Consider the following 24982-nt stretch of genomic DNA (forward strand, 5'->3'; position numbering starts at 1 on the left):
CCAGAGGCTGGGCCTCAGGCACGGAATTTGTTGGTTATCGGGTAGCGCCAGTCTTTGCCAAAACTGCGCCCCGTCACGCGTGGGCCGACGGGTGCCTGGCGACGCTTGTGCTCATTGATTTGTATCAGACGCGTGACGCGCTCCACATCAGCGACCGCAAAACCCTTGGCTACGATGGAGCTTACGCTTTCATTATTTTCCATGTAGTGCATGACGATAGCGTCCAGCACCTCGTAGTCAGGCAGGCTGTCCTGATCTTTCTGGTCCGGGCGCAACTCGGCACTGGGCGGGCGCGTAATGATGCGATCGGGGATGGGATCAAGTCCCGTGCCAAACGGGTCATGGGCATTGCGCCAGCGCGCCAGCGCAAAAACTTCGGTCTTGAGTACATCCTTGATGACAGCAAAACCGCCGGCCATATCGCCATAAAGCGTGCAGTACCCGGTCGACATTTCGCTTTTGTTACCCGTGGTCAGCACCATATGACCAAACTTGTTGCTCATGGCCATGAGCAATGTGCCGCGAATGCGCGCCTGCAGGTTTTCTTCAGTCGTGTCTTCAGCACGGCCCGCAAATGTGGTGGTCAGCGCGGCCTTGAAGGCCTCGAACTGGGGCGCAATATCAATTTCTTCGTGCTGCACGCCCACGCGCTCAGACATTTCACGGGCATCCAGCCAGCTGATGTCGGCCGTGTAGGGCGAAGGCATCATCACCGTGCGCACCTTGTCTGCGCCCAGCGCGTCCACCGCAATCGACAGCACCAGCGCCGAATCCATGCCGCCCGACAAGCCGATGAGCGCACCGGGGAAGCGGTTCTTGCCCACATAGTCGCGCACGGCCAGCACCAGCGCAGACCACAAAGCGTGGTGGTGGCTGAGTTGGGGCTTGACTTCGCCCATCAGACTGACACGACCGTCCACCAGATGGGCAGCCACCTGCGGCAAGTCTTCTTCAAAAGCCGCGGCGCGTGCAGCCAGTTGGCCATTGGCCTCTATGGCAAACGAGCCACCGTCAAAAACAATTTCGTCCTGCCCACCCACCAGGTGGGAATAGATCACAGGCACTGCATTTTCAATAGCACGTTGCGCAATTACTGTCTCGCGCTCAATCGGTTTTCCGCTGTGAAATGGCGATGCATTGATGACCACCAGCAATTGCGCGCCAGCGGCCACGGCAGCTTGGGCCGGGCCTGCGTGCCAGGCGTCTTCGCAAATCAGCAGGCCAACCTGAACGCCAGCCACATCCACCACGCAAGGCGTACTGCCCACGGCGAAGTAGCGCTGCTCATCAAACACGCCGAAATTGGGCAGCAACTGCTTGAAGTAATGGGCAATTGGCTGACCATCACACAGCACGCTGGCGGCGTTGAACAGCTTTCCCTCATCACGCTGCGGGTGACCGATGACCAGCACCAGCCCCGGCCATTGAGCGCTGGCGGCCTGCAGCTCTAGCAGCGCGGCAGCGCAGGCATCAAGGAATGCGGGGCGCAAATAAAGGTCTTCAGCCGCATAGCCGCACAAAGCAAGCTCGGGGGTGAGCAACAGGCGGGCACCGTTGGCATAAGCGTCAGCAGCGGCGGCAATGATTTTCTGGACATTGCCAGAGAGGTCACCCACGACAAAATTGCGTTGGGCACAGCAGATAGAAAGCGTCATGAAAAGCAAGCTAGGCGGTGAGGCTACCGGCGCCCGCGACAATCAGGGCATGGCCGAAAACACAATTATCACTCGCGTGCTCACCAGCGTGCAGCAGCTGGACGCACAAAACTGGAATGCGCTGCTGGCCTCTCAGTCCACGCCCACGCCGTTCATGCGGCACGAATACCTGGCCGCCATGGAGCAAAGCGGCAGCGCCACGCCTGAAACGGGCTGGGTCATACGGGTCATCACCATCTGGGACCAAGGCGAATTACTCGCCGCCTGCCCCCTCTATATCAAGAACCATTCTTACGGGGAATATGTGTTTGACTGGGCCTGGGCCCGCGCTTACGAGCAGCATGGCCTGCCCTACTACCCCAAGGCGGTGATGGCCGTGCCTTTCACACCCGTACCCGGCTCGCGCCTTTTGGCGCGCACGCAGGCGCTGCGCCTGGCGCTGGTGCAGGCCATACAGGAATGGGCAGAGTCACTGCAGCTGTCATCACTGCACCTGCTGTTTGGGGATACGGATGACCTGGCTGCCTGCGCCGCAGCAGGCTGGATGCAGCGCAGCACGGTGCAGTTTCACTGGACGAACAAGGCCTCCACGCGCCCCGAAGAATTGACAAATACGGCCTCCAGCGAAGCCATTGCCTGGCGTGACTTTGACGACTTCCTGGCCTCGCTCAATCAGGAAAAGCGCAAAAAAATTCGACAAGAACGCCGCAAGGTGCGCGATGCCGGTGTGAGCTTCAGAGTCATGGAAGGCAACAACATCAGCGCGGAGGACTGGAATTTTTTCTACCGCTGCTACGAACGCACTTATCTGGAACATGGCAACGCCCCCTATCTGTCGCCCGCATTTTTTGAAGCAATGGCTGACACCATGCCTGAGAACTGGGTAATGTTCATTGCCGAGCACGAGGGCCAAGCCATCGCCTCAAGTTTGATAGCTGTCAGCGCGAGTGAAGCAACCACTTCAGCATCAAACCCTTCAATTAACGATGCAAACAAGGCGCAAGCAGCTATCAATAACAGAGTGGCCTATGGCCGCTACTGGGGCGCATTGCAGCGCGTGGACAGCCTGCACTTTGAAGCCTGCTACTACCAGCCCCTTGAATGGTGTATTGCCAACGGCATTGCACGCTTTGAAGGCGGCGCGCAAGGTGAGCACAAAATGGCCCGCGCCCTGCTGCCGATAGAAACGCCCAGTGCCCACTGGGTGGCCCACCCAGCTTTTGCCGATGCCATTGCCCGCTTTTTGCAGCGCGAAGGCGAAGGCATGGCCGACTATGTGCAAGACCTCAAGACACACAGCCCTCTGCGCAAAGCATGATTTCAGGCAAGGCCAACAATCTCAGAGGCACAAAAAAGGTCGCCTTGCAGCGACCTTAAAGTTCAGACCCTCGGAGACATTCAGAAAGTTTCCCAATCGTCCTCGTTGAGCGACGATTTACGCTGACTGCGATTGGGTGCTGGCTCAGTAGCCGCTCTGCCCATCAAAGACTGGGGCGCGGTTTGCATCGGTGCAGGGCGAGCTCCCACGCGGGGAGTTGACGCCACGCGCGAGTGAGTGTTCGAGGCCGCTGCGGAACTGGCCACCGCACGTGCCGTCACCTTGACGGCTTGCTCATACATGGCGCTGGCGGGCAACTGGAACACGGCCACGGCCTGCACCAGATCTTGCGCCTGCTTGCGCAGCGCACCTGCGGCGGCAGCGCTTTCCTCGACCAGTGCCGCGTTTTGCTGCGTGGTCTGATCCATCTGGGTCACCGCTTCGCCCACCTGAGCCACGCCCTGGCTTTGTTCCTGGCTGGCAGCGCTGATCTCGGCCATCAAGTCCGTCACGCGGCGAATGGCCGAAACGATGTCCGCCATGGTGGTGCCGGCCTTGTCCACCAGTTGGGTCCCTTGCTCCACACGCTGCACGCTGGTCGTAATCAGACCCTTGATTTCCTTGGCGGCCTCGGCGCTGCGCTGGGCCAGCGTGCGCACCTCGCCGGCCACCACGGCAAAGCCTCGGCCTTGCTCACCGGCGCGGGCGGCTTCCACCGCTGCGTTCAACGCCAGAATATTGGTCTGGAAGGCGATGGAGTCAATGACCGAAATGATGTCGGCAATCTGATGGCTGCTGTTGTTGATGCCCTTCATAGTCTCAACCACTTCAGCCACCACCGCACCGCCTTGGGCAGCCACTTGCGAGGCATTTACCGCCATCTGGTTGGCTGCACGGGCGTTATCCGCGTTCTGGCGCACGGTGGAGCCCAGTTGCTCCATGGACGCTGCGGTTTCTTCCAGCGCGCTGGCCTGTTCTTCTGTGCGGCTGGACAGATCGGCATTGCCCGATGCAATCTGCGCACTGGCCGATGCCACACCTTCTGCGTTCTGGCGCACGCTGCGCACGGTCTGCACCAGGCTGTGTTGCATGCGCTCCAGCGCATTGAGCAGCTGACCGGTTTCATCCTGGCGTTCCACATGAATGGTGCCGCTCAAGTCACCATTGGCCACACGGTCTGCGGCTTGCACGGCTTGCAGCAACGGCGCACGAATGGAACGCACCAGCAAGATACCGGCAATCACGGCGACCAGTACAGCAATGGCGGCCACAATAATCAGCATGCTCACAGCCCGCTCATAAACCCGCTCCGAAGCCTGCGTCTCATCCTTGGCTACCTGGCTGTTGTAATGGATGAGCTTTTGCAATGTCTCCGATGATGCGTTGTAGAGCTTCAGCGACTCGGCGCCCAGCAATTGCTTGGCCTGCTCTTTATCGCCACGGCGCGAAACCTCGAACAGCTGTTTGTTTGCTTCAACATAGCGCTCTCGCTCGCGCAGAAACTGGGTGTAAAGCTCGCGCTCCTGATTGGTAACAATCAAGGGCTCGTAAAGCTTCTTCGCTTCGACCAGATGCTTTTGCAATTGCTCGAACTGAGCTTCCACCTGAGCTATATAGGCAGGCTCGTCATTATTGACATGCCGCAACTCCAACAAACGCGTGCGTGCCAGATCGGTATTGAGGGTATTGATCACCTCCACACTCGGCAGCGCGTTGCCGGTGATTGTTTCCGCACTGGAGCGCATGGAGCGCAGCTGCAGCAGTGCCATTGAAACCACGACCAGCAGAAGCACCAGCAGAATCCCGAAAGTACCCAGAATGCGCGTGGAGATTTTGACGTTCTTCATATATTGCACTGCCCTTTTTTCCGATCAGGTTTGTCTCAACCTATCTGGTATTAGCGTTTACACATGCAGAGAATCAGCTGCCTGCAACATGTGCACCTAAAAATCTTTCACCCACCGAAATAATCTAAAAAGCAATTCAGAAACAGTCTAATTTGTTTTCAATTGTTTCAAATTCCATATTTCCTGCATATCAATAACCACCTACAAACAAGCAAGACCAGTCCTACAAAACACAGGGGAGGTTTTCGTCATCACTCCAATATCCGGCGCAATTTTCAAACTTATTAACTTTGGGCTTTCCACACAATGGCTCAAATCTTCACCGTCTTGATGCACATCAAGACAAAAGCAAAGAAGCCATACAAAAAGCCCCGGCTGCTCGCGCAAGGCCGGGGCTTGTGATGGTCGCTATGTGCTTTTGCCAGCACTCAAGGCATCGTTTAACGCAGTCGCGTCATATTCAGAACTGTTCCCAGTCTTCATTATTGGTCAGCGCAGGCTTGGTTTTTGCCGATGCCACCACCTGAGCTGGTGCGCGAGGGGCAGGCACGGCACCGGGGGCGACACGCGGCTCCTCACGGTTGGCAAATCGCACGCCGGCATCTGAACGCGACCCCGCATCCCGGCTTGGCTTCAGCGCGGCACCAGCAAAGCCTTGCGCCTGCGGACCGAGCTGAAAGATCGCCACAGAATCCACCAAGGCCTTGGCCTGGCGCTGCAGGGAGTCAGCAGCCGCAGCGCTTTCTTCCACCAGTGCAGCGTTCTGCTGCGTGGTCTGGTCCATCTGCGTGACCGCCTCGCCCACCTGGGCAACGCCCTGGCTTTGTTCACGGCTGGCGGCACTGATCTCGCCCATGATGTCGGTCACGCGGCCAATGGCGCTGACGATCTCGGTCATGGTGGTGCCGGCTTTGTCCACCAGTTGCGAGCCCTGCTCTACACGCTCCACACTGGCGTTGATGAGCTGCTTGATTTCTTTGGCAGCTTCCGCACTGCGCTGCGCCAGAGTACGCACCTCGCCAGCCACCACGGCAAAACCACGGCCTTGCTCGCCCGCACGGGCGGCTTCCACTGCGGCGTTCAGCGCCAGGATATTGGTCTGGAAAGCGATAGAGTCGATCACGCCGATGATGTCGGCAATCTGGTGGCTGCTGTCGTTGATGCCCTTCATGGTGTCCACCACCTGCGCCACGACGGAGCCGCCACGGCCCGCAACATCGGATGCATTCTTGGCCATCTGGTTGGCCGTCTGTGCGTTGTCAGCGTTCTGGCGCACGGTGGAGCCCAGTTGCTCCATGGACGCCGCTGTTTCCTCCAAAGCGCTGGCCTGGCTCTCGGTTCGAGCTGACAGGTCCGCATTGCCCTGCGCAATTTCACTGGATGCCAGGGCCACGCCATGGGCGTTACCACGCACATCCTGCACCACCGATGCCAGCTGGCGGCGCATCTCCTCGAGCGCATTGAGCAGCAAGCCCATTTCATCACGGCGCTCGCTGTGCACCTCCATGCCCAACTGGCCTGCGGCCACGGCCTGCGCCAGCTCTACTGCCTTCGCAACAGGGGTGGTGATGGAGCGTGTCATAGCAATCCCCACCGCAGCAGCAATAAGCACCACCAGCGCCAGCGTACCCAGCAACCAGTAGCGGGCCAGCTCAAAGCTGGATTTTTCAGCCTGCTGGGCGCTGGCGGCGCTCTCCAGCTGCAGATTCATGAACTTTCCCGTGCTCTCGGCCAGTTGGCCGAATGCCTGCTCAGACTGGCCCGCAAAGAACAAGCCCAGCTCGTCGCCCATGGCGGCCTGGCTTTCTACGGTGCTGTAGTCACCATCACGTGCCTGCGCCAGCAATTGCTCGTGCAGCTTCAAAAACTCCGCCTTATTGGCCTGATAGCTGCTGTAGGCCTGGCGCAGCACATCGCTGTCAATCAGGCTGGCTATGATTTCTTCCTGTTCTGCAATCGTCTTGAGGCGCTGCTGAACCTGCTGCTCGTAGCCTTCGAGCTCAACCAGCGTACGTGCGGTTGAGATACCGGCTTCATGGCGGCGCAGCCGGTTGTACTCGGAGCGCATGGAAGCGGCGTTATAGACGCTGGGCAAAGCCACTTCCGAGATGGCGCGCCCGGCGGAATGAATACTGGTCAGCTGAAGCCAGGCCACAAAACCCAGAAGGGCCGAGAAAAATACCAGCGTCAGAAAGCTGATACCCAGCGTGGTTCCCACGCGCCAGTCCGAAATCTTCCAACTCATGCGATCCCCTCGTGTCTGCCGATTCAGGCAATAAAAAACGCACCCGGCGTTTGCTGCCAGGTGCGTTTCAAATTGTATCGGCGACTCAGGCAAAAGCCTGCTGCGCGTAAAGGTTAGAGAGCCTTTACTGCTTTGGATTAACCCTTGTATGCGGCGATGCCGTCCACGATTTCCTTGTGCGCCTCGTCCACGCCCTTCCAGCCCAGAACCTTGACCCACTTGCCTTTTTCCAGGTCCTTGTAGTGCTCGAAGAAGTGCGAGATTTGCTGCAGCACCAGATCGTGAATGTCGCTGAGGTGGTTGATCTTGTCGTAGCTGGGCAACAGCTTTTGTGTAGGCACAGCCAACACCTTGCCGTCCACGCCGCCTTCATCTTCCATGTGCAGGATACCGATGGCACGGCAAGCCACGACCACACCGGCAGGCAGGGGGAAGGGAGTCATCACCAGCACGTCCACGGGGTCGCCGTCGCCAGCCAGGGTCTTGGGCACATAACCGTAGTTCACGGGGTAGTGCATGGCGGTGCCCATGAAACGATCCACAAACAGGCAGCCGGTTTCCTTGTCCACTTCGTACTTCACGGGAGCGGAGTTGGCCGAGATTTCAATGATGACGTTGAAGACGTCAGGAGTCTTGGAGCCGGGGGTCACATTGTTCAGAGACATGATGGTTGGGAGGAAGTAATACAAAAAAGCCCCGTCAGGGCTGATGAAGCGTCAGCGCCTGCGGGCCACCCCGTAATTCTAGGCGCATGACCCTAACGCGGGCATTACATGTTTGAAAGTTGCGGGGGCTTACAGCGCCATCACCAGGCACAGATTCCAAAAAATTCAAGAAAAACTGCCTCAAGCCTAATATTTATATGCGCAAGAAGCTATAAAAATCATAGTTAATCAAGCGTGAACTGATTGCCGGCGGCGCACTGGGCCGCTGCGCACCTCCACGGCTGCCTGTACGGACTTGCGCAAGCCCAGGGCAAAACCCAGTTCGGCCACCACAAACAGCGGGCCGACGATGAGGCCCATCACATCGTCAAAAAACGCGGGCTTGCGACCTTCATAGTAATGACCGATGAACTGAATCACCCAGCCCACCGCAAACAGCCCCACACCCCACGCCAGCCACAGCGTGGTGGACTGCGCCGCAATCGGCGTGGCCAGCGCCAGCATGACAGCCAGCAGCGCTGTCATAAACAAGCCATAGCGAATGTCCAGCACGCAGTAATAAGCCGCAGCGGCTATAGCCCCCAGCAAGGCCAGCGACAGCGGCACCCCGGCCAGCGCGCCCCATTGCAGCCGGGCCAGCAAAATGACCACGGCCAGCATGATCATCGGCACGCCGATGTAGTGGGTGACGATATTGCGCGGGTCGCGGTGGTAGTCGGCGTAGTTGGACAACTGATCGATTAGGGTTTTCATCGCTGTATCTCCGTGTCGCTTGTCCGAGCATGGTGACGCAGTATCAACCTTGCAGTCTGTCATGCCGCCGACACAAGACCTCATACCATCGCCCAAGCCTGCTCTGGCCCTCGCACCGCCGGCGCGCAAACGCAGCTTTGAGCATGTGGGCACTAATGACCTATGGGCCATCGTGCAGGCCGGGCGCTGGTTTCGGGGTCTGCCTCCAGAGCTGGCTGCGCACATGCAGCACATGGCTCAGCCCCGCCTGCTGTCGCCCGGTGAATGGCTGTTTCGCCGGGGTGATGCACCCTGCGGCATATATGCCGTGGCACGCGGCTCGCTCAGCATCTCAGGCACCGCCGCACTGCAAGAAAATACCCGCACCGCCCTGCTCACCTTGATCGAAGCGCCCAGCTGGCTGGGCGAAATTGCCCTGTTTGATGGTGCACCCCGTACCCACGACGCCTGCGCCAATACGGCCTGTGCCCTGCTGCAAATCCCCATAGCGCCGTTGCGCGAATGGCTGGATGCCACACCTCAGCACTGGCAACCCATGGCCCTGCTGCTGACGCACAAGCTGCGCGCCAGCCTGATTGCGCTGGAAGAGCAGACCGTGCTACCCGCAGCCCAGCGCATCATGTGCCGACTGGTGCAGATGGCCATGGGCAACGAGCAATGGGCAGACCGATCCCGCACCCACCGCGAGCTGGCCGTATCCCAAGAGCAGCTGGCCCGCATGCTGGGCCTGTCGCGCCAGACCACCAACCAGATCCTTCAAGAGCTGCAACTGGCAGGCTGGCTGCAACTGAGACGTGGCAAGCTGGAGGTGCTGGATCTCCCCGCTCTCAAGGCCGCCGCTCAGACTGGGCGAACAAGTGCAAATGACAGAACAGGTTGCTGAAAGCGCACTGACGGCATGCCTCTGCCAAGGCTCCGTTTCGCCCCCTCATATTGCCCGCTGTCCGCTTCTTGCTGGACAAGCCTGCTATCTCTTTGATAATGAAAAAAACGCCACCACGGCGTTCATTCAAAAATCATCGCGGGCGATAGAGTTGTAGACAGAACATCCATCCGTGATCGCCCGCCATCACAACGGATACCCCATGCCCCTGTCCCCCAGTGCCCACCGCAAGCCACTGCCCATTCATATGCGCGACGTCAAATACCGGGGCTACACCCGTCATGACGGCATGTGGGATATAGAGGCCGAACTGGTCGACCAGAAGACCTATGACATCGAACTGCATGGCCACCGCAAAGTGCCTGCAGGCAAGCCGATTCACCATATGTGGATTCGCCTGACCATCGACGCCGACATGGTCGTGCACGGCATAGAAGCCACCATGGATGACCACCCGCTGGGCCATTGCCCCGAGGCCACAAAATCCATGCAAAAAATGGTGGGCTGCTGCATCACCCGTGGCTGGCGCCGCGCCATCTCAGACAATCTGGGCGGCGTGGCAGGCTGCACCCACCTGCGCGAGCTGTTGTTCAACATGGCTACGCCCGCCTTCCACACCGTGCTCAACCAGTTCAACACCAACGACTCTGGCGAGCCACCGCGCCATCTGGGCCAGTGCCTTGGCTGGGACTTCAACGGCCCCGGCGTGGCCGAGTTTTACCCCGAATTCAAAGACTGGAAGCCGCTGACGCAGCAGCCCAAAGAAAATATCAAACAAGGCTGATTCGCAATACCATCAAGCGCAAGCAGCTATCAAATTTGATAACCTACAACAAGCCCGCAGGCGGCCCGGACATCGCGCTTGCGGCACAATCAACCCCATGGCAGAACGAGTGATTCCCTTGGTCGATGAGCGTGCGGCATCCCGCAACGCTGTCGTCCCCAGCGTCTTGCAAGCCCCCACCGGGTTGCTGCAAGACCAATGGGGACGGCCTTTGCGCGACCTGCGCATCAGCGTCACCGACCGCTGCAACTTCCGCTGCAACTACTGCATGCCCAAGGAAGTTTTCGACAAAAACTATCAGTACCTCCCCCACAGCTCCCTGCTGAGCTTTGAGGAAATCACGCGCCTTGCCCAGCTGTTTGTGCAGCACGGCGTGCGCAAACTGCGCCTGACCGGCGGGGAGCCGCTGCTGCGCAAGAACCTCGAAGTGCTCATCGCCCAGCTGGCCGAGCTGCGCACCCCCGATGGCCAGCCACTTGACCTGACGTTGACCACCAACGCATCGCTGCTGGCGCGCAAGGCACGGGCCTTGAAAGATGCAGGCCTGAGCCGCGTCACCGTCAGCCTGGACGGCTTGAACGACGAAGTCTTTCGCCGCATGAACGATGTGGACTTCCCCGTGGCCGATGTGCTGGACGGCATTGAAGCGGCGCGCGCAGTGGGCCTGTCGGACATCAAGGTCAACATGGTCGTCAAACGCGGCACCAATGATGATCAAATTCTGCCCATGGCCCGCCACTTCCGCGGCACAGGCGTGACGCTGCGTTTTATCGAATACATGGATGTTGGCGCTACGAACGGCTGGCGCATGAATGAGGTGCTGCCCTCCGATGACGTCATCGCCCGCCTGCGCACCGAATTGCCGCTGATCCCACTGGAGCCCAGCTCCAGAGGAGAGACCGCCGTGCGCTGGGGCTATACCGATGCCTCCGGTCAACACGATCCCAGGCTGGGCGAAGTGGGCGTGATCAGCAGCGTGACCCACGCTTTTTGCGGTGACTGCAACCGCGCACGCCTGTCTACCGAAGGCAAGCTGTACCTGTGTCTGTTTGCCAGTCAGGGCTGGGACTTGCGCAGCCTACTGCGCAGCGGTGCCAGCAATGCTGAAATGGCGGCAGCCATTGCCCCCATCTGGCAGCAGCGCGACGACCGCTACTCACAGATGCGAAGTGAAATGCCACCCGATGCAACGCCCACCCACAGCGGCCGCCGTATCGAAATGAGTTACATCGGTGGCTGATTCACCCATCACTGCTGACCAGATCACCGGCTGCCTATTGGCCGGTGGGCGCGGTGCGCGCATGGGCGGGGTGGACAAAGGCTTGCAGCACTTTCAAGGCCTGCCACTGGCGCTGCATGCGCTGCAGCGCCTGGCACCACAGGTTGGCCCCCTGCTGATTAACGCCAACCGCAATACCGAGCAATACCTCGCATTGGGCCAGCCGCTGAATGCCAAGGTCTGCGCCGATGCCCTGCCCGACTATCCCGGCCCACTGGCAGGCTTCATGGCGGGTCTTGCCCAGTGCCAGACGCCCTGGCTCCTGTGCGTGCCTTGTGACACCCCTTTGTTCCCGCTTGATCTGGCTGCACAGATGATTGCTGCGCGTGGGGATGCCCGCACCGACATCATCATTGCCCACGGCTGGGATACCGAACGCGCACAGCCCCACCAGTCGCCTGAGCTGCGTGCCCAGCCCGTGTTCTGCCTGATCAGGTCCAGCCTCAAACACAGCCTTGAAGCCTTCATCACCAGCGGCGGCCGCAAAATTGACGCCTGGACCATCCAGCACCACTGCGCGAAAGCCATGTTTGACCGCCCCGGTGATGAACAGGCCTTTACCAATGCCAACACACTGGCCCAGTTGCATGATCTGGAGCAACTTGCTGCCGACACACCAGCCCGGAACCCTTAGCCCGCAAGCCAAACGCGTAAAGTACGGTGACAGCCCCATAGTGCCACCCGTCATGAGGTTTTTTCTTTGAATGCTGCTATGACCGCGATTTTTCAACCTGCCGCCGCCACCAACGCCCAGACGCTGACCACCACACAGGTGCACCAGAAACTGCAGGCTTTGCTGCAACCGCTGGGCGCTGTCGCCGACATAGACACCGTAACCCTGCCCGATGCGCTGGACCGCGTGCTGGCAGCAGACGTCATCTGCCCCGTCAACGTACCGCCCCACGACAACAGCGCTATGGACGGCTATGCCTTTGCAGGCAGCAAGCTGAAAAGCGTCCAGCCCAACCCGCGCCTCACTCTGCGCGTCGTGGGCACAGCCCTGGCTGGTGCGCCCTGGCATGGCCACTTGGCAGCGGGTGAATGCGTAAAGATCATGACTGGTGCTGTCATGCCTGAGGGGCTGGATACTGTTGTGCCGCATGAGCAGGTGACGGTCAGCGATGCCTTTGTGGAACTGGATGCCAGCAATGTGCCCGCCGGTGCCAACCGCCGCCTGCGCGGTGAAGATTTGCAGCAAGGCTCGGTCGCTCTGCCCGCAGGCCAGCGCCTCACGCCCGCTGCTTTAGGCCTGCTGGCCAGCCTGGGGCTGGGCCAAGTCAGCGTACGCCGCCGCCTGTGCGTGGCCTACTTCTCAACCGGCGATGAGTTGCTCAATCCCGGCGATGCACCGCGCGAAGGCGCCATCTACGACAGCAACCGTTTCAGCCTGCAGGCGCTGCTGCGCCGCATGGGTGCCAAGGTGCTTGATCTCGGTGCCATCCCTGATGAGCCTGCTGCATTGCAAGAACGCCTGAGCCAAGCCGCATCGCTGGCCGATGTGGTGTTGACAAGTGGCGGCATCAGCGCTGGCGAAGCCGACCACACCCGCGCCATGCTGCAAAGCATGGGTCGCGTGGAGTTCTGGCACATTACCATGCGTCCTGGCAGGCCGCTGGCAGTCGGTCTGCTTGCTCCGGTCGCTGCCAATCCCTACTCAGAATCAGCCTGCAGCGCAAGCACAATAAGCGTAAAAAGCTCTCAAAATCAGAGCAATACTCCATCAACTCTGCGCCCCGCCGTGCTGCTGGGCATGCCCGGCAATCCGGTGGCCGCCATGGTCAGCTTTTTGATGTTTGTGCGCCCGGCACTGTCCCTCCTGGCCGGTGAACGCGCTGCACCGGTGCCCCAGTTGCAGGCCATTAGCAGCGAACGCCTGCGCAAGCGCCCCGGCCGCACCGAATATCTGCGCGGCGTGATTGAACTCAATGCCCAGGGGCAAGCCACGGTGCGCACTACCGGCCCTCAGGGCTCGGGCGTGCTCAGCTCCATGGTGGCGGCCAACTGCATCATCGTGCTGAACGATGAGCGCGGCGATGTGCTGCCCGGAGAAAGCGTCAACGTTCTGCTTTTGCAGGGCCTGATCTGAAATCAGACACGCTCGCTTCGCAAGATGACGCCCACGATCACTTCAGGAAAAGACTTCATGCCATACCAAGCCACCCACTGGGCCACAGAGCCCACAAGGCAGGCCATCGATGCACTCCAGGGTGCGAATTTGCTGGAATTTGGCACGCCCTGGTGCGGCCACTGCCTGGGCGCTCAACCCCTGCTGCAGGCAGCGCTGGCGGCACACCCTGACCTTCCGCATATCAAGGTGGAAGACGGCCCCGGCCGTCCGCTGGGCCGCAGCTACCGCATCAAACTCTGGCCTACGCTGATCTTCTTGCGCGACGGCAAGGAAGTGGCGCGAGTGGTACGACCCGAGTCAGAAGAACAGATAGCAGAAGCACTGGCTCAAATCACCCCCTGAGGTCATTGAGCCGCTCCCGGTGAGCGGCTTTGCTGCGAGGCAGCCCTTGCAGGCGGTTATTTGCTTGGATCAGCCAACTCAACACAAGCCAGCGCAGATGGCATCTCTGCCTGACTCATCGCTCTGCGATCAACCGTTTTTCAGCGCCAGCTCCACACCCTTATTGGCCAGCGAGTCGGCATGCTCATTGCCGGGGTCACCAGCATGGCCCTTGACCCAGCGCCAATCAATGCGGTGACCACTGCCCTGCACCAGCGCATCCAGCTGCTTCCACAGGTCGGCGTTTTTCACCGGTTCTTTCGATGCCGTCACCCAGCCCTTGGCCTTCCAGCCATGAATCCACTCGGTAATGCCTTTGCGCACGTACTGGCTGTCAAGGTACAGCACCACATCGCAGGGGCGCTTGAGCGCGGCCAGGGCCTGAATCACTGCCATCAGCTCCATGCGATTATTGGTGGTGCCCAGTTCGCCACCAAATAATTCTTTCTTTGCCGATCCGGCTTGCAGCAATGCGCCCCAGCCGCCAGGGCCGGGGTTGCCCTTGCAGGCGCCATCGGTATAGATCACAACTTGATTCAATTTTCTTCCTTGTTGCGCCAGATCGTATCTGGCGGCTGCTTATTGGTTACCGGTGCCTTCATGCCCGCTGGCGCGCTGCGATTGCGCCAGCTAGGGCTCATCATCCGCGTGCCCGGCACACGCTTGACGGCCACCACGCAATACACCCCGCCCAGCACTGGCCAGCAACGGTGACCCATACTTTCCATAAACTGCCAGCGGCTCAGCCACTGCGCACTTTGCGTGGCAGGACGATAACAGCCAAATTGCACGGCTTCGATCTCAAAGCTCAGCAATTGCAGCCAATCACGCAAACGCCAGTAGCCCACGCCCAGACTCAAATCCGGCAGATAGCCCGCGCTGCGCTCTACCCGGCGCTGCAATCCCAGCAGGCTGACAGGGTTCAGGCCGCTGATGACCAAGCGCCCCTCAGGCACCAGCACCCGCGCAGCTTCACGCAGGGCGGCATGGGGGTCGTTTGAAGCCTCCAGCGTATGCGGCATGAGCAGCAGATCAAGACTGGCTTCAGAAAAAGGCAAGGCCTCGGCCGCCGTCATCAAGACAGGTGCTTGAGGCGGATCTGCAGACGACTTTGTACTCTCAGTTTCACTAGCGGCAGCCCTCGCAAGCCCGGCTTGCGCTAAAGTGCCTGCTTTGCAATCTGGATTGACATCTGGAACAGCGCCGGAGCCATCCAGCGCCAGCCAGCGGTGCGGCATGCGGTTATTGCGCAGGCCCTCGAGCGGCGGCAAGCCCAGTTGAAGCGCGTGATAGCCAAAGATATCCGCGACCGCTTCATCAAAGCGCTGCTGCTCCCATTCGAGGAGATAGTGCCCAAGGGCTGATTCTGTCCAGTGATGCATCTTTATAATTTTGCAGCTCATGAACCTGTTGCCCATTCCTGCCTTTTCCGACAACTACATCTGGATGATCCACGATGCAGAGCATGCTGTGGTCGTCGACCCAGGACAGGCCGACCCCGTGCTGAACATGCTGGCGCAGCTGGGCTTGAAGCTGCAAGGCATTCTAGTCACCCATCACCATGCCGACCATGTCGGCGGCGTTGACGCGATCCGCACAGCCACAGGTGCCCCTGTCTGGGGCCCCGCCTTCGAGACCTTGCCCGAGCCTGTCACCCGCGTGCAAGGCGGTGACAGCATTGACCTGCTAGGCGGCCCATGGCAAGTCATTGATGTGCCTGGCCACACCAGCGGGCACATCGCCTTTTTCAGCGACCACGCCAATATCAAGCATCCAGCACAACCTGTGCTGTTCTGCGGCGACACCCTGTTTTCGGGCGGCTGCGGGCGATTGTTTGAAGGCACGGCAGAACAAATGCAGGCCTCGCTGGACGCAATGGCCGCCCTCCCTGCCAGCACTCTGGTGTGCTGCGCCCATGAATACACAATTTCAAACCTGCGTTTTGCGCAGGCCGTGGAACCAAACAACCCAGATCTGGCTCAGTATCTGGATCATTGCCAGAAGCTGCGTGCGCGCGGACAGCCCACGCTGCCTTCCACTCTGCAGACCGAACTGGCCATCAATCCATTCATGCGCAGCCGCGCTGCCGATGTCATCGCAGCCGCCGTGCACCATGACCCTCAAACCAAGCCCCGGGAGCCTGCCAGCGTGCTGGCTACCCTGCGCCAATGGAAAAACGTTTTCTGATGAAACTGCTCTCCACCCTGCTGCTCACCAGCGTGCTGATTCTGACCGGCTGCGCCACCACCAGCAGCGTCGACCCCATGTATCCCGACGGCCCGCTCAAGCCCCTTGGCCAAGGCAAGGTCGGTAGCTCTGAAGTCGCCGAACTCGAAGCTACGGGCGACCTCTGGCTGCGTATCCGCAAGGGCTTTGCCATGCCCGACCTGGAGCAGGATCTGGTGCAGAACCAGGAGCAGTGGTATTCCACGCGCCCTGACTACATTCAGCGCATGACGGAGCGCTCCAGCAAATATCTGTTCCACATCGTCGAAGAGCTGGAGCGCCGCGGCATGCCCACCGAGCTGGCGCTGCTGCCCTATATCGAAAGCGCGTTCAACCCGCAGGCAGTCTCCAGCGCCAAGGCTGCAGGCATGTGGCAGTTCATGCCCGCTACAGGCACGTATTTCGACCTCAAGCAGAACATCTTCCGCGATGACCGACGCGACGTGCTGGCCTCCACCCGCGCCGCCCTCGACTATCTGCAAAAACTGTACAACATGTTTGGCGACTGGCATCTGGCCCTTGCCGCCTACAACTGGGGCGAAGGCAGCGTGGGCCGCGCTATCAAGCGCAATGAGAAGCTGGGCCTGCCCACGGGCTACCTCGACCTGCAGATGCCGGCCGAAACCCGCATGTACGTGCCCAAGCTGCAAGCCGTCAAGAACATCGTGGCCAACCCCGAGCGCTTCAACGCCGAGCTGCCCATCATCGAGAACCACCCCTACTTTCAAGCCGTGAACCTGCCCCACGACATTGATGTGGAACTGGTGGCCAAGCTGGCCGATGTAAGCGTCAAAGACTTCAAGGCGCTCAACCCCAGCTTTCACAAGCCCGTGATCTTTGCCCGCGCCACGCCGCAGGTGCTGCTGCCCTGGGACAACGCCAAGGTCTTCCGCCGCAATCTGCAGGCCTATAGCGAAGGTCAGTTCGCCAGCTGGACGGTGTGGACCGTCCCCACCACCATCACCGTGGCTGAAGCCGCCCAGCGCGCCGGGCTGGGTGAGGCCGATTTGCGCGCCATCAACAACATTCCCCCGCGCATGCTGATCAAAGCCGGTTCGGCCCTGATGATCCCACGTGATGCCGATGTCAAGACCGACGTACCCGGCCACGTCGCCGACAACGGCCAGATCTCCTTCGCCCCGGAGATCGTGACCGTGCGCACCACCGTCAAGGCCCGCAAGCGCGATACGCTGATCAGCGTAGCCAGCCGCTACGGCGTCAGCGTCTCCAATCTGGCTGACTGGAACGATTTGAAGTCCACCGCATCGCTGCACGCCGGTCAATCGCTGATTGCCTACCTGCCCAGCCGCGCCGCGCGCAGCGCCCGCGCTGAGGCCAGCAGCCAAGGCGTCAGCCGTGGTGGTCGTAGCAACAGCAAGGCATCCGCCTCCAGCAAGACCAGCAAAACTGTGACTGCCGCGCGCGGTGGCAAGAGCGAGCCCAAGGCGCGTGGCGGCACACCCGCCAAGAAACGCAAATAAAAGCGCAAGCAAGTCACTGCACAACAAAAAAAGCCCGCCAGTTGCAAAACCAGCGGGCTTTTTTTACGACGATCAGCGCCTCATTGAATTCACCAATTTGATAGCTGCTTGCGCTTTATTGAAAAGCACCTGAGGCATTTTTGACGGTTGTTTTTAGCGCCGGTCCACCAGCGCATGGGCAATAGTGCCCAGATCCACATACTCCAACTCGCTGCCAATCGGCACACCCCGCGCAAGGCGCGTCACCAGAATCCCGCGCGACTTCAGCGCTTCGCTGATCGCGTGGGCCGTGGCCTCGCCTTCGGCGGTAAAACTGGTGGCCAGAATCACCTCCTGCACCACACCATCGCAGGCTCGCTCCAGCAGCTGCTTCATGCCAATTTCTTTGGGCCCCACGCCATCCAGCGGCGACAAACGGCCCATCAACACGTAGTAAAAGCCTTGATAAGCGCCCGTGCGCTCCATCGCCGCCAGATCGGCAGGGGCCTCCACCACACACAACCGCGCCGTGTCGCGCCCTGCGTCATCGCAAATGCTGCAAATCACGCCTTCGGTAAAGGTGTGGCAACGCTCACAGTGGTGCACAGAATTCACCGCCGAATCCAGCGCCCGCGCCAGTTGCAACGCCCCCGCCTGATCGCGCTGGAGCAAATGAAACGCCATGCGCTGAGCCGACTTGACGCCCACCCCCGGCAAGCGCCGCAGGGCTTCAATCAAGACATCCAGAGATTGCACATCAGACACAGGCTTGTCCTTTCACTCACCAGAAAAAAGGCGATCCGGAGATCGCCTGATATTTGAATACAGTCTTTCTTGTACTGCAACCAACGCTGGCATGCCCCAAGCCAGGGGCAGCAAGCAAGCGCAGCGATGCTGCCGTCCCCCTCAGGGGGAAGCGGCAAAGCCGCACAGGGAGAGCCGTTTAGAACGGGAACTTCATGCCGCCAGGCAGGCCAGGCATACCGGCTGTGATCTTGCCCATCTTCTCGCTGGAAGTTTCTTCAGCCTTGCGCACAGCAGCGTTGAAAGCGGCAGCGACCAGATCTTCCAGCATGTCCTTGTCTTCAGCCAGCAGGCTGGGGTCAATGGTGATGCGCTTGACGTCGTGCTTGCAGGTCATCACAACCTTGACCAAACCAGCACCGGATTCGCCTTCGACTTCGATGTTGCCCAGCTCGTCCTGAGCCTTCTTCAGGTTGTCCTGCATGGACTGGGCTTGTTTCATCAAACCGGCGAGTTGTCCTTTGTTGAACATGTGAATTCCTTCTTTTGTTGAAACGCCTTATTCAGGCTGAATGGATAGGGGCTTGATGCTGCCAGGCACGATTTTCGCGCCAAAGTCTCGCCTCAAGGTTTGCACCAGCAAATTGCTTTTAACAATGTCTTCAGCAAGCAGCTGGTGCGTTTTCTTTTCAAAGGCCAGTCGACGTGCCGGAGTATCGGTCACCGGGCCCAGCTCAACGTGCAATTGTCGCGCATGACCAGCAGCTTCCAGCGCAGCACGCAAGCGATCACGCGAGCCCGTTTGATTCAAAGAGCTGGAATCGACCCGCAAATGCCACAAATCACCGTCACGGGCAATTAGCTGCGACTGCAACGCCAGCTGCCGCGCCAGCGCCGCAACCGCTTCAGTCTGTAGCAATTGCTCCACCACGTATTGCCATAGATCACCTTCGGCCGTGCGCTCTACAGGCGCAACATCCTGAGCGGTGCTGGCATAGCCACTAGCCAACTCCTGTGCCGCAGGCTCTTCCTGCTCCATGGAAGGTATCGCAGGCATGGAGTTTATGGGCTGGCCAACATCTACATCGGCGTCATCGCTCCAGCGGCCATCATCCGCCCAACCCTCTTCGGGCATACCAGCCCAGGCGGCTTCGCTAGGGTCCACTTCTTGCGGAGTGTCTGTGACATCGGCCGGATCCGCCATTTCTTCTGATTCCGAAGCATCTTCTTCTGAATCTACAGCCTCTTCAGTCGCTACGGCAGGCACTTCAGCGGCACCTTGCATAGACGACCGAGGCGCTTCCAGCACAGCGGCAGGAGCGTTGTGCGGCACTGCCTTTTGAGGCTGAGCGAGCACAGGATCAGCTAGCAATAAAGTAGCATCATCCTCTTTAATTTCATGGACTTGAGGCTTATTTAGCTCTAAAACTTCAGGGACAAGCTGCGACTCTGCCACCTGCGGCTGCACGGGTGGAGCAACATGCGAGATAGCCGCAGGCGTGGCCACCGGAGCCTGCAGCACTGCGGGATCAGCAGCCGGTGCAGCAGTAACTGGGCGACTAGGCCTCAGCGCTGGAGTTTTTTTTTCAGCCGTGCCGGTTTCGGCATCTTCAGGCTTAAAAGCCAGCAGCCGCAGCAACGCCATGGTCAGCGCCGCATATTCGTCGGGAGCCAGACCCAGCTCCGCACGGCCATGCAGGCAGATGCTGTAGAGCAGTTGCGTCTCGTCACGCGGCATCAAGCTCGCAAGGCGATCGACTTCAGCAGCTTCCGGATCGCTGGCGTCCAAAGGCATATCAGGCACGGCCTGCAGCACCGCCATGCGCTGCAGCACAGCGCACATTTCTTCCAGCGTTGATGCAGCCGACAAGCCGTTGTGGCGCAATTCCTCAGAAGTCTCAACCACCGTGCGGCCATCGCCCTGCGCCAGTGCATCAATCAGGCGAAACACATGGCTGCGGTCCACACTGCCCAGCATCTGGCGCACCGAGGCCTCCTGAAGCTGACCGCTGCCAAAGGCGATGGCCTGATCGGTCAGACTCAGCGCATCACGCATGGAGCCGCGTGCGGCACGCGAGAGCAGGCGCAATGCCTGCGGCTCAGCCGGCACAGCCTCTTTGGCCAGCACTTGCGTCAGGTGTTCCAGCACCGTCTCAGGGGCCATGGGCCGCAGGTTGAATTGCAGGCAACGCGAAAGCACCGTCATAGGCACTTTCTGAGGATCGGTCGTGGCCAGCACAAACTTCAGATATTCAGGCGGCTCCTCCAGCGTCTTCAACATGGCGTTAAAAGCCGTGTTGGTCAACATGTGCACCTCGTCGATCATGAAAACCTTGAAGCGCCCTTGTACTGGCTTGTAGACGGCCTGCTCCAGCAGGCTCTGAACCTCGTCCACCCCGCGGTTAGACGCAGCATCCAGCTCGGTGTAATCAGGGAAGCGACCGCTATCGATTTCAGTGCACGCAGCGCATACCCCGCAAGGAGTTGCAGTGATTCCACCATTGCCATCCACACCCTGGCAATTCAGCGACTTGGCCAGAATACGCGACACCGTGGTCTTGCCCACGCCACGCGTGCCCGTGAACAGATAAGCGTGATGCAGGCGCTGCTGAGTCAACGCATTGGTCAGAGCCTGAACCACGTGCTCCTGCCCCACCATTTCGGAGAAGGTACGGGGCCGGTATTTACGAGCAAGCACTAAATAAGACATAGCTTTCAATTCTACGGGGCAAGGGCATGTCAACACGGCTGCACCTGAAATCTCATGCAATGAGAATTCAGAGTGTGTGTTTTCAACCTATAATCAGCCATGACGGGCCTCCTCGCATGGGGAAGCGGCCAACCGGGTCAGGTGGGGAACCAAGCAGCCCTAACTGTGAAACCAGTGCCGAGGTAAGGTTCGTCACCTTTCGATGGAAATCCTCTTTGTTGACAAGAGGTTGTCTTCCTAGAAAAGCAAATTTTGATGTGTTGTGTCACTTGGGTGTGTCACTTTTGTCCAACCCAGACAAGAGTTTCGCCTTATGGCAAGCCTCACGGGCCTACATCAAAGAGCAGGCATCTACCACCTCCGCGTACTCATTCCGACAGACCTTAGAGCAAGGTTTGGGCGTAGCGCTTTCCGCAAGAGTCTGGAAACTTCAGATAGATCTGAAGCTGAGTTGCGAGGAACTGTTGAACGAGCACGACTGCTGGCGCTGTTTTCCGTAGCCAAGAAGAGTCAAGGCCCCCTCCCAAGTCTGTCAAAGCAAACACAAAAAGTCTTGGAGCCACTAGAAGGCATTACTCTTCCCGCACAGGTCAGCTCAAATCCCACGAGCGCCACTCAGACAGGTGCAAACACTGACAGCCAAGCCACCCTGGCATCCACATCAAAAAGAGCTGCAGTGAATCCTCAGGCTGGCCCAGCCCTGTATGCAGAGATGCCCACACTGAAGGAGCTATACAAGCGCTGGCTGCGAGTCAAGAAGCGGACTAAGTCATCTGAGCAAGCCTGCCTGCTAGCTATAGAGACCTGCGACAAGGCATTGGGTCGCTTGCCCGTTGACCAACTCACCCGAGCGCACGGCGATGCCTTTAGGTCATGGCTGCAAGAGCAATCCATATCACTGACCACAGCTCGTAATAGATTCGTCTGGGTGAAGTCATTGCTGGTCTACGCCTACCGAGAGCTGGAGCTGATACCCAAGCAGCCTTGGGAAGGCATGGAGATTCAGGTCAACAAGGCCCAGACCCGCAGGCCTTGGAAAGACGAGGAGCTGCAACAGCTATTCAGTCAGCCTCTGTTCACTACTTACGACACCCCAAAGGGCAAGAAGTCGGGCAGCGATGCGGCCTACTGGGTGCCACTCATGGCTCTGTACTCAGGGGCACGTATAGGAGAATTGTCTCAGCTTCGTACTTGTGACATCAGCTTGATGGATGGTATTCCCATACTGACCATCACAGACGCAGGCGAAGGTCAGCGGGTAAAAAGCAGCGCCAGCGTCCGCAGCATCCCCATCCACCCTGAGCTGCTCAGGCTTGGTCTGCTGGAGTATGTCCAAGCCATCAGGAATGCAGGCCACGACAAGCTATGGCCCATTCTCCGCGTTGACCCAGAACGCCCGGGACTTACCCTATCCAACTGGTTTGGAGAGTACCGCCGCAGCATTGGCTTAACGGAGCGTTACCCAGACTTTCACTCTTTCCGCCACCTCGCCAGAACACGCATGGCAAGATCCAAGATTTCTGAAAAGGTCATGGACTCCATTACGGGCCACGAAACCCAGGGAAGCGTGGGCAAGACCATATACCAGAACGTGAACCTGGCTGATCGCATCGAAGCGATTCAGGCAATAACTCACCCAATAACCCTTCCTCGTGCTTACACATCCCCAAGAATGGAAGCTGCAAAACGAGGCGGCAGACGCAAATCGATTTAAACGCACTACAAGCGTTTTTACACGCCAGCAACCAACCCATTAGGCATTAGATAAATATGCCCACAGGCCCCTTAAAACGCGCTTAAATGGCATTCAAAGATACGACTAATCACACCAAATATAATTTATGAAAATAATCACTAGAGAAGTAAATATCACTAGAAATAATATATTTTACCGCAAGGACAATATTGGATTGAGCTGGTATTGGGCTGAAACAAGGGCCACGCCAATCACCCCACCCCAAAAAATTCAGGACTGACATCTAAAGGTCTTAGCGCATCTCTGAGCAGGTAACAATTAAAGCCATCAAAAACGAAAATATCAATATCTGTATCACACAATACCCTTAATTCAAAACAAAAAAGGCACGAAGCTGAAAGCCCCATGCCTGTATTAAATCCACAAACAACCTCTATAATCCCGCCAGAATCACTCTCTAGATATTTATTGACTATTCAGAAGTTAATGTCTTAACAAAACACATATTTTATTGTTTTCCCATTTGTTATAAACATATAATTATTCATACCAATCTCAACAAGCACATCTACAACAAAACCAACAAATACCGCTCAAATCCAATAAATACAACAACTTAGCATCAACATAAAGAAAATCAAAAACTAAAATGACACCTAACACCTCCTACAAAAACCCAACAAATCCAAAACAGGAAAATGAAGCAAGAGGATGGCCCAGGCTAAGCCTCAGGACTACAAAGAAGCACTCAGCAAAAACAAAGAAAGCCCTCTCGGTCTCCAAATATATAAACCAACAATAACTCAGGTATTATTACACTATAAAACTTTATGCTAGTTAATCAGCTAGCTCTGTCTATATTAGAAACTTAGATTAAGCATCTAGTGTATATTTATTATAATATTTTATATTATAATTATAATAAATATAATACTAATTTACTATTAATATACTACTAATAGTATAGTTACCTTGAGTTTCAAAATAGAAGACAAAACTTGTCTATGACACCAGAGACTTTCAAGGAGTAAAACCTATCCAATCTACCTGTTGTCAAAGACAGTTGCCTCCTGAGTCACGTTACCTTCGAGCACGAAACAGCTCACCATAAGGGTGAGAAGCATGAATAAATCATGCCAAGACAGCCACCCTCCTTCTAACAAGGGGTGACATGCAGCCACATTTACGGGTGTTAGCCCTGCACCAGACCCGCCACAACGTGCAAACGCACATCTTGTCTGTCTGCCCCCTGCGTGCCTCGATTCCGAAGAACCCACCAGCCCAGGTAGGGGGATAATAGGATTGCCAACCCCGGTTCGTGTCCACGTCCCAATTAGCAAAACACACAACCCAATATCGAGTTGTCTGTTGCTATTTTACCACAACATTGAGAATTTGTCAAGACCCTATCCGGTATTTTCTCAAAGACCAGCCCAAACCACTCTGAAAGTAGACACGAGAGGCCACAGGATTAATTAGAGGGCTCGTAATCGATTTTACCGCCATCAGGCTACCCTGGTATATCCATTTCCATTTAAAACCAGCAGAGAGGCTAATAACGGCTTTCCTGAGGCTTTTTATTTAATTGCGACAATAGCGATTCACGGTAGCTATGGAAATTCCAAAGTGCTTGGCGGTTTCCGCAATACTGGCACTATTTGCCTTTCTCCACTCTTTCACCTCATCCGCATTAGCGGCAGCAGGACGACCAAGGGAAAGTTTCCCATGTTGTGTTTTGCCTGTCGTTGCCAACAGTTCTCGGGCCACCGCTCTTCCCGCCTCCGTCCGATCCCTAATCCGCTTGCGCTCCATATCTGCAATTTGGGCAAGCACTGCCAGGATCAATTCACCCACGCCAGCCGCAATACGGCCCAGGCCGTGAATCTCGATGGCAATCCCTCGCTTCATCAGGTCACGCACCACCTGCTGCACATCCAGCGCATCACGCCCCAAACGATCCACCGCATATACGTGAATGCTGTCACCCTCCCGGACATATGCCAGTAGTTGAGCGAATCCAGCCCTCTCAGCAGCAGGAACCGCTCCGCTCACGCCTTCATCTTGAAACTCTTTGTCGAACCCTCCCGCCAACGCTAGGCGCTGGGACTCAATAGATTGTTCGGATGCGGATACCCGGTAGTAGGCAATGCGGCTCATGATGTATCAGAAGTTACTTCGAGATTTTGACACTATATCAAAAATCGCTTT

The 24982-nt window shown here is 57.9% G+C and carries 21 protein-coding genes and 1 other RNA gene; 11 read left to right on the forward strand and 11 right to left on the reverse strand.

Annotated features, from left to right (window positions below; all coding sequences use genetic code 11):
- Positions 1-14 precede the first annotated feature (14 nt).
- Positions 15-1655, reverse strand: a complete 1641-nt coding sequence (locus HF327_RS18235) for an NAD+ synthase (protein ID WP_198461742.1) — start codon at positions 1653-1655, stop codon at positions 15-17.
- Here HF327_RS18235 and HF327_RS18240 point away from each other — a divergent pair.
- On the forward strand, positions 1654-2973 hold the full coding sequence (locus HF327_RS18240; protein WP_236024275.1) for a GNAT family N-acetyltransferase: 1320 nt from the start codon (positions 1654-1656) through the stop codon (positions 2971-2973). The genes HF327_RS18235 and HF327_RS18240 overlap by 2 nt on opposite strands.
- An 80-nt stretch (positions 2974-3053) precedes the next feature.
- Here HF327_RS18240 and HF327_RS18245 read toward each other — a convergent pair whose 3' ends face one another.
- The 4 genes from HF327_RS18245 to HF327_RS18260 all read right to left on the reverse strand — a co-directional run bounded on the left by HF327_RS18245 (position 3054) and on the right by HF327_RS18260 (position 8483).
- Positions 3054-4820, reverse strand: coding sequence for a methyl-accepting chemotaxis protein (locus HF327_RS18245; protein ID WP_198461743.1), 1767 nt, complete (start codon positions 4818-4820; stop codon positions 3054-3056).
- 460 nt (positions 4821-5280) lie between these two features.
- The gene (locus HF327_RS18250; protein ID WP_198461744.1) at positions 5281-7065 is read right to left on the reverse strand and encodes a methyl-accepting chemotaxis protein; all 1785 of its coding nucleotides are present in this window, start codon (positions 7063-7065) and stop codon (positions 5281-5283) included.
- Positions 7066-7202: 137 nt separating this feature from the next.
- On the reverse strand, positions 7203-7730 hold the full coding sequence (ppa, locus tag HF327_RS18255) for an inorganic diphosphatase (RefSeq protein WP_099737418.1): 528 nt from the start codon (positions 7728-7730) through the stop codon (positions 7203-7205).
- Positions 7731-7958: 228 nt separating this feature from the next.
- On the reverse strand, positions 7959-8483 hold the full coding sequence (locus HF327_RS18260) for an Mpo1 family 2-hydroxy fatty acid dioxygenase (RefSeq protein WP_198461745.1): 525 nt from the start codon (positions 8481-8483) through the stop codon (positions 7959-7961).
- Between the two features lie 61 nt (positions 8484-8544).
- Between HF327_RS18260 and HF327_RS18265 the strand changes: the two genes are divergently transcribed.
- From HF327_RS18265 to HF327_RS18290, 6 genes are all read left to right on the forward strand, one after another.
- On the forward strand, positions 8545-9366 hold the full coding sequence (locus tag HF327_RS18265; protein ID WP_198461746.1) for a Crp/Fnr family transcriptional regulator: 822 nt from the start codon (positions 8545-8547) through the stop codon (positions 9364-9366).
- A gap of 202 nt (positions 9367-9568) precedes the next feature.
- Positions 9569-10150, forward strand: a complete 582-nt coding sequence (locus HF327_RS18270) for a DUF2889 domain-containing protein (RefSeq protein WP_198461747.1) — start codon at positions 9569-9571, stop codon at positions 10148-10150.
- Between the two features lie 97 nt (positions 10151-10247).
- Positions 10248-11390: a GTP 3',8-cyclase MoaA gene (moaA, locus tag HF327_RS18275; protein WP_198461748.1), complete on the forward strand. Its 1143-nt coding sequence runs from the start codon at positions 10248-10250 to the stop codon at positions 11388-11390.
- Complete coding sequence (gene mobA, locus HF327_RS18280; protein ID WP_198461749.1) at positions 11383-12063, forward strand: molybdenum cofactor guanylyltransferase MobA; 681 nt, start codon at positions 11383-11385, stop codon at positions 12061-12063. Before moaA ends, mobA begins: the two co-directional genes overlap by 8 nt.
- Positions 12064-12141: 78 nt before the next feature.
- Positions 12142-13515 carry a molybdopterin molybdotransferase MoeA gene (gene moeA, locus HF327_RS18285; RefSeq protein ID WP_198461750.1) on the forward strand — a complete coding sequence of 458 codons (1374 nt, stop codon included), beginning with the start codon at positions 12142-12144 and terminating at the stop codon, positions 13513-13515.
- A 57-nt stretch (positions 13516-13572) separates the two neighbouring features.
- Positions 13573-13899 carry a thioredoxin family protein gene (locus HF327_RS18290; protein WP_198461751.1) on the forward strand — a complete coding sequence of 109 codons (327 nt, stop codon included), beginning with the start codon at positions 13573-13575 and terminating at the stop codon, positions 13897-13899.
- Positions 13900-14028: 129 nt separating this feature from the next.
- Here the strand turns inward: HF327_RS18290 and rnhA are convergent, their stop codons facing one another.
- Both rnhA and HF327_RS18300 read right to left on the reverse strand, forming a co-directional pair.
- Positions 14029-14478: a ribonuclease HI gene (gene rnhA, locus HF327_RS18295; RefSeq protein WP_198461752.1), complete on the reverse strand. Its 450-nt coding sequence runs from the start codon at positions 14476-14478 to the stop codon at positions 14029-14031.
- Complete coding sequence (locus HF327_RS18300) at positions 14475-15320, reverse strand: class I SAM-dependent methyltransferase (protein ID WP_198461753.1); 846 nt, start codon at positions 15318-15320, stop codon at positions 14475-14477. Before HF327_RS18300 ends, rnhA begins: the two co-directional genes overlap by 4 nt.
- Before the next feature lie 19 nt (positions 15321-15339).
- Between HF327_RS18300 and gloB the strand changes: the two genes are divergently transcribed.
- The gene (gene gloB / locus HF327_RS18305) at positions 15340-16125 is read left to right on the forward strand and encodes a hydroxyacylglutathione hydrolase (protein ID WP_198461754.1); all 786 of its coding nucleotides are present in this window, start codon (positions 15340-15342) and stop codon (positions 16123-16125) included.
- Positions 16125-17645 carry a transglycosylase SLT domain-containing protein gene (locus HF327_RS18310; protein ID WP_198461755.1) on the forward strand — a complete coding sequence of 507 codons (1521 nt, stop codon included), beginning with the start codon at positions 16125-16127 and terminating at the stop codon, positions 17643-17645. Before gloB ends, HF327_RS18310 begins: the two co-directional genes overlap by 1 nt.
- Before the next feature lie 153 nt (positions 17646-17798).
- Here the strand turns inward: HF327_RS18310 and recR are convergent, their stop codons facing one another.
- From recR to dnaX, 3 genes are all read right to left on the reverse strand, one after another.
- Complete coding sequence (gene recR, locus HF327_RS18315; RefSeq protein WP_198461756.1) at positions 17799-18389, reverse strand: recombination mediator RecR; 591 nt, start codon at positions 18387-18389, stop codon at positions 17799-17801.
- 178 nt (positions 18390-18567) lie between these two features.
- Positions 18568-18900: a YbaB/EbfC family nucleoid-associated protein gene (locus tag HF327_RS18320; RefSeq protein ID WP_099737431.1), complete on the reverse strand. Its 333-nt coding sequence runs from the start codon at positions 18898-18900 to the stop codon at positions 18568-18570.
- A 27-nt stretch (positions 18901-18927) separates the two neighbouring features.
- The gene (gene dnaX, locus HF327_RS18325) at positions 18928-21078 is read right to left on the reverse strand and encodes a DNA polymerase III subunit gamma/tau (RefSeq protein WP_198461757.1); all 2151 of its coding nucleotides are present in this window, start codon (positions 21076-21078) and stop codon (positions 18928-18930) included.
- A 101-nt stretch (positions 21079-21179) separates the two neighbouring features.
- On the opposite strand from dnaX, the gene ffs reads away from it, so the two are divergent.
- Positions 21180-21275, forward strand: an RNA gene (ffs, locus tag HF327_RS18330) — signal recognition particle sRNA small type.
- A 116-nt stretch (positions 21276-21391) separates the two neighbouring features.
- A complete protein-coding gene (locus HF327_RS18335) occupies positions 21392-22792 on the forward strand; it encodes a site-specific integrase (RefSeq protein WP_198461758.1) in 1401 nt (466 codons plus the stop codon).
- 1563 nt (positions 22793-24355) lie between these two features.
- On the opposite strand, the gene HF327_RS18340 is transcribed toward HF327_RS18335, so the two are convergent.
- Positions 24356-24931 carry a recombinase family protein gene (locus HF327_RS18340; RefSeq protein WP_198461759.1) on the reverse strand — a complete coding sequence of 192 codons (576 nt, stop codon included), beginning with the start codon at positions 24929-24931 and terminating at the stop codon, positions 24356-24358.
- Positions 24932-24982: the final 51 nt, after the last annotated feature.

Origin of the sequence: Comamonas suwonensis, assembly GCF_012844455.2 — a bacterium.
GTDB classification, from domain to species: domain Bacteria; phylum Pseudomonadota; class Gammaproteobacteria; order Burkholderiales; family Burkholderiaceae_C; genus Comamonas; species Comamonas suwonensis.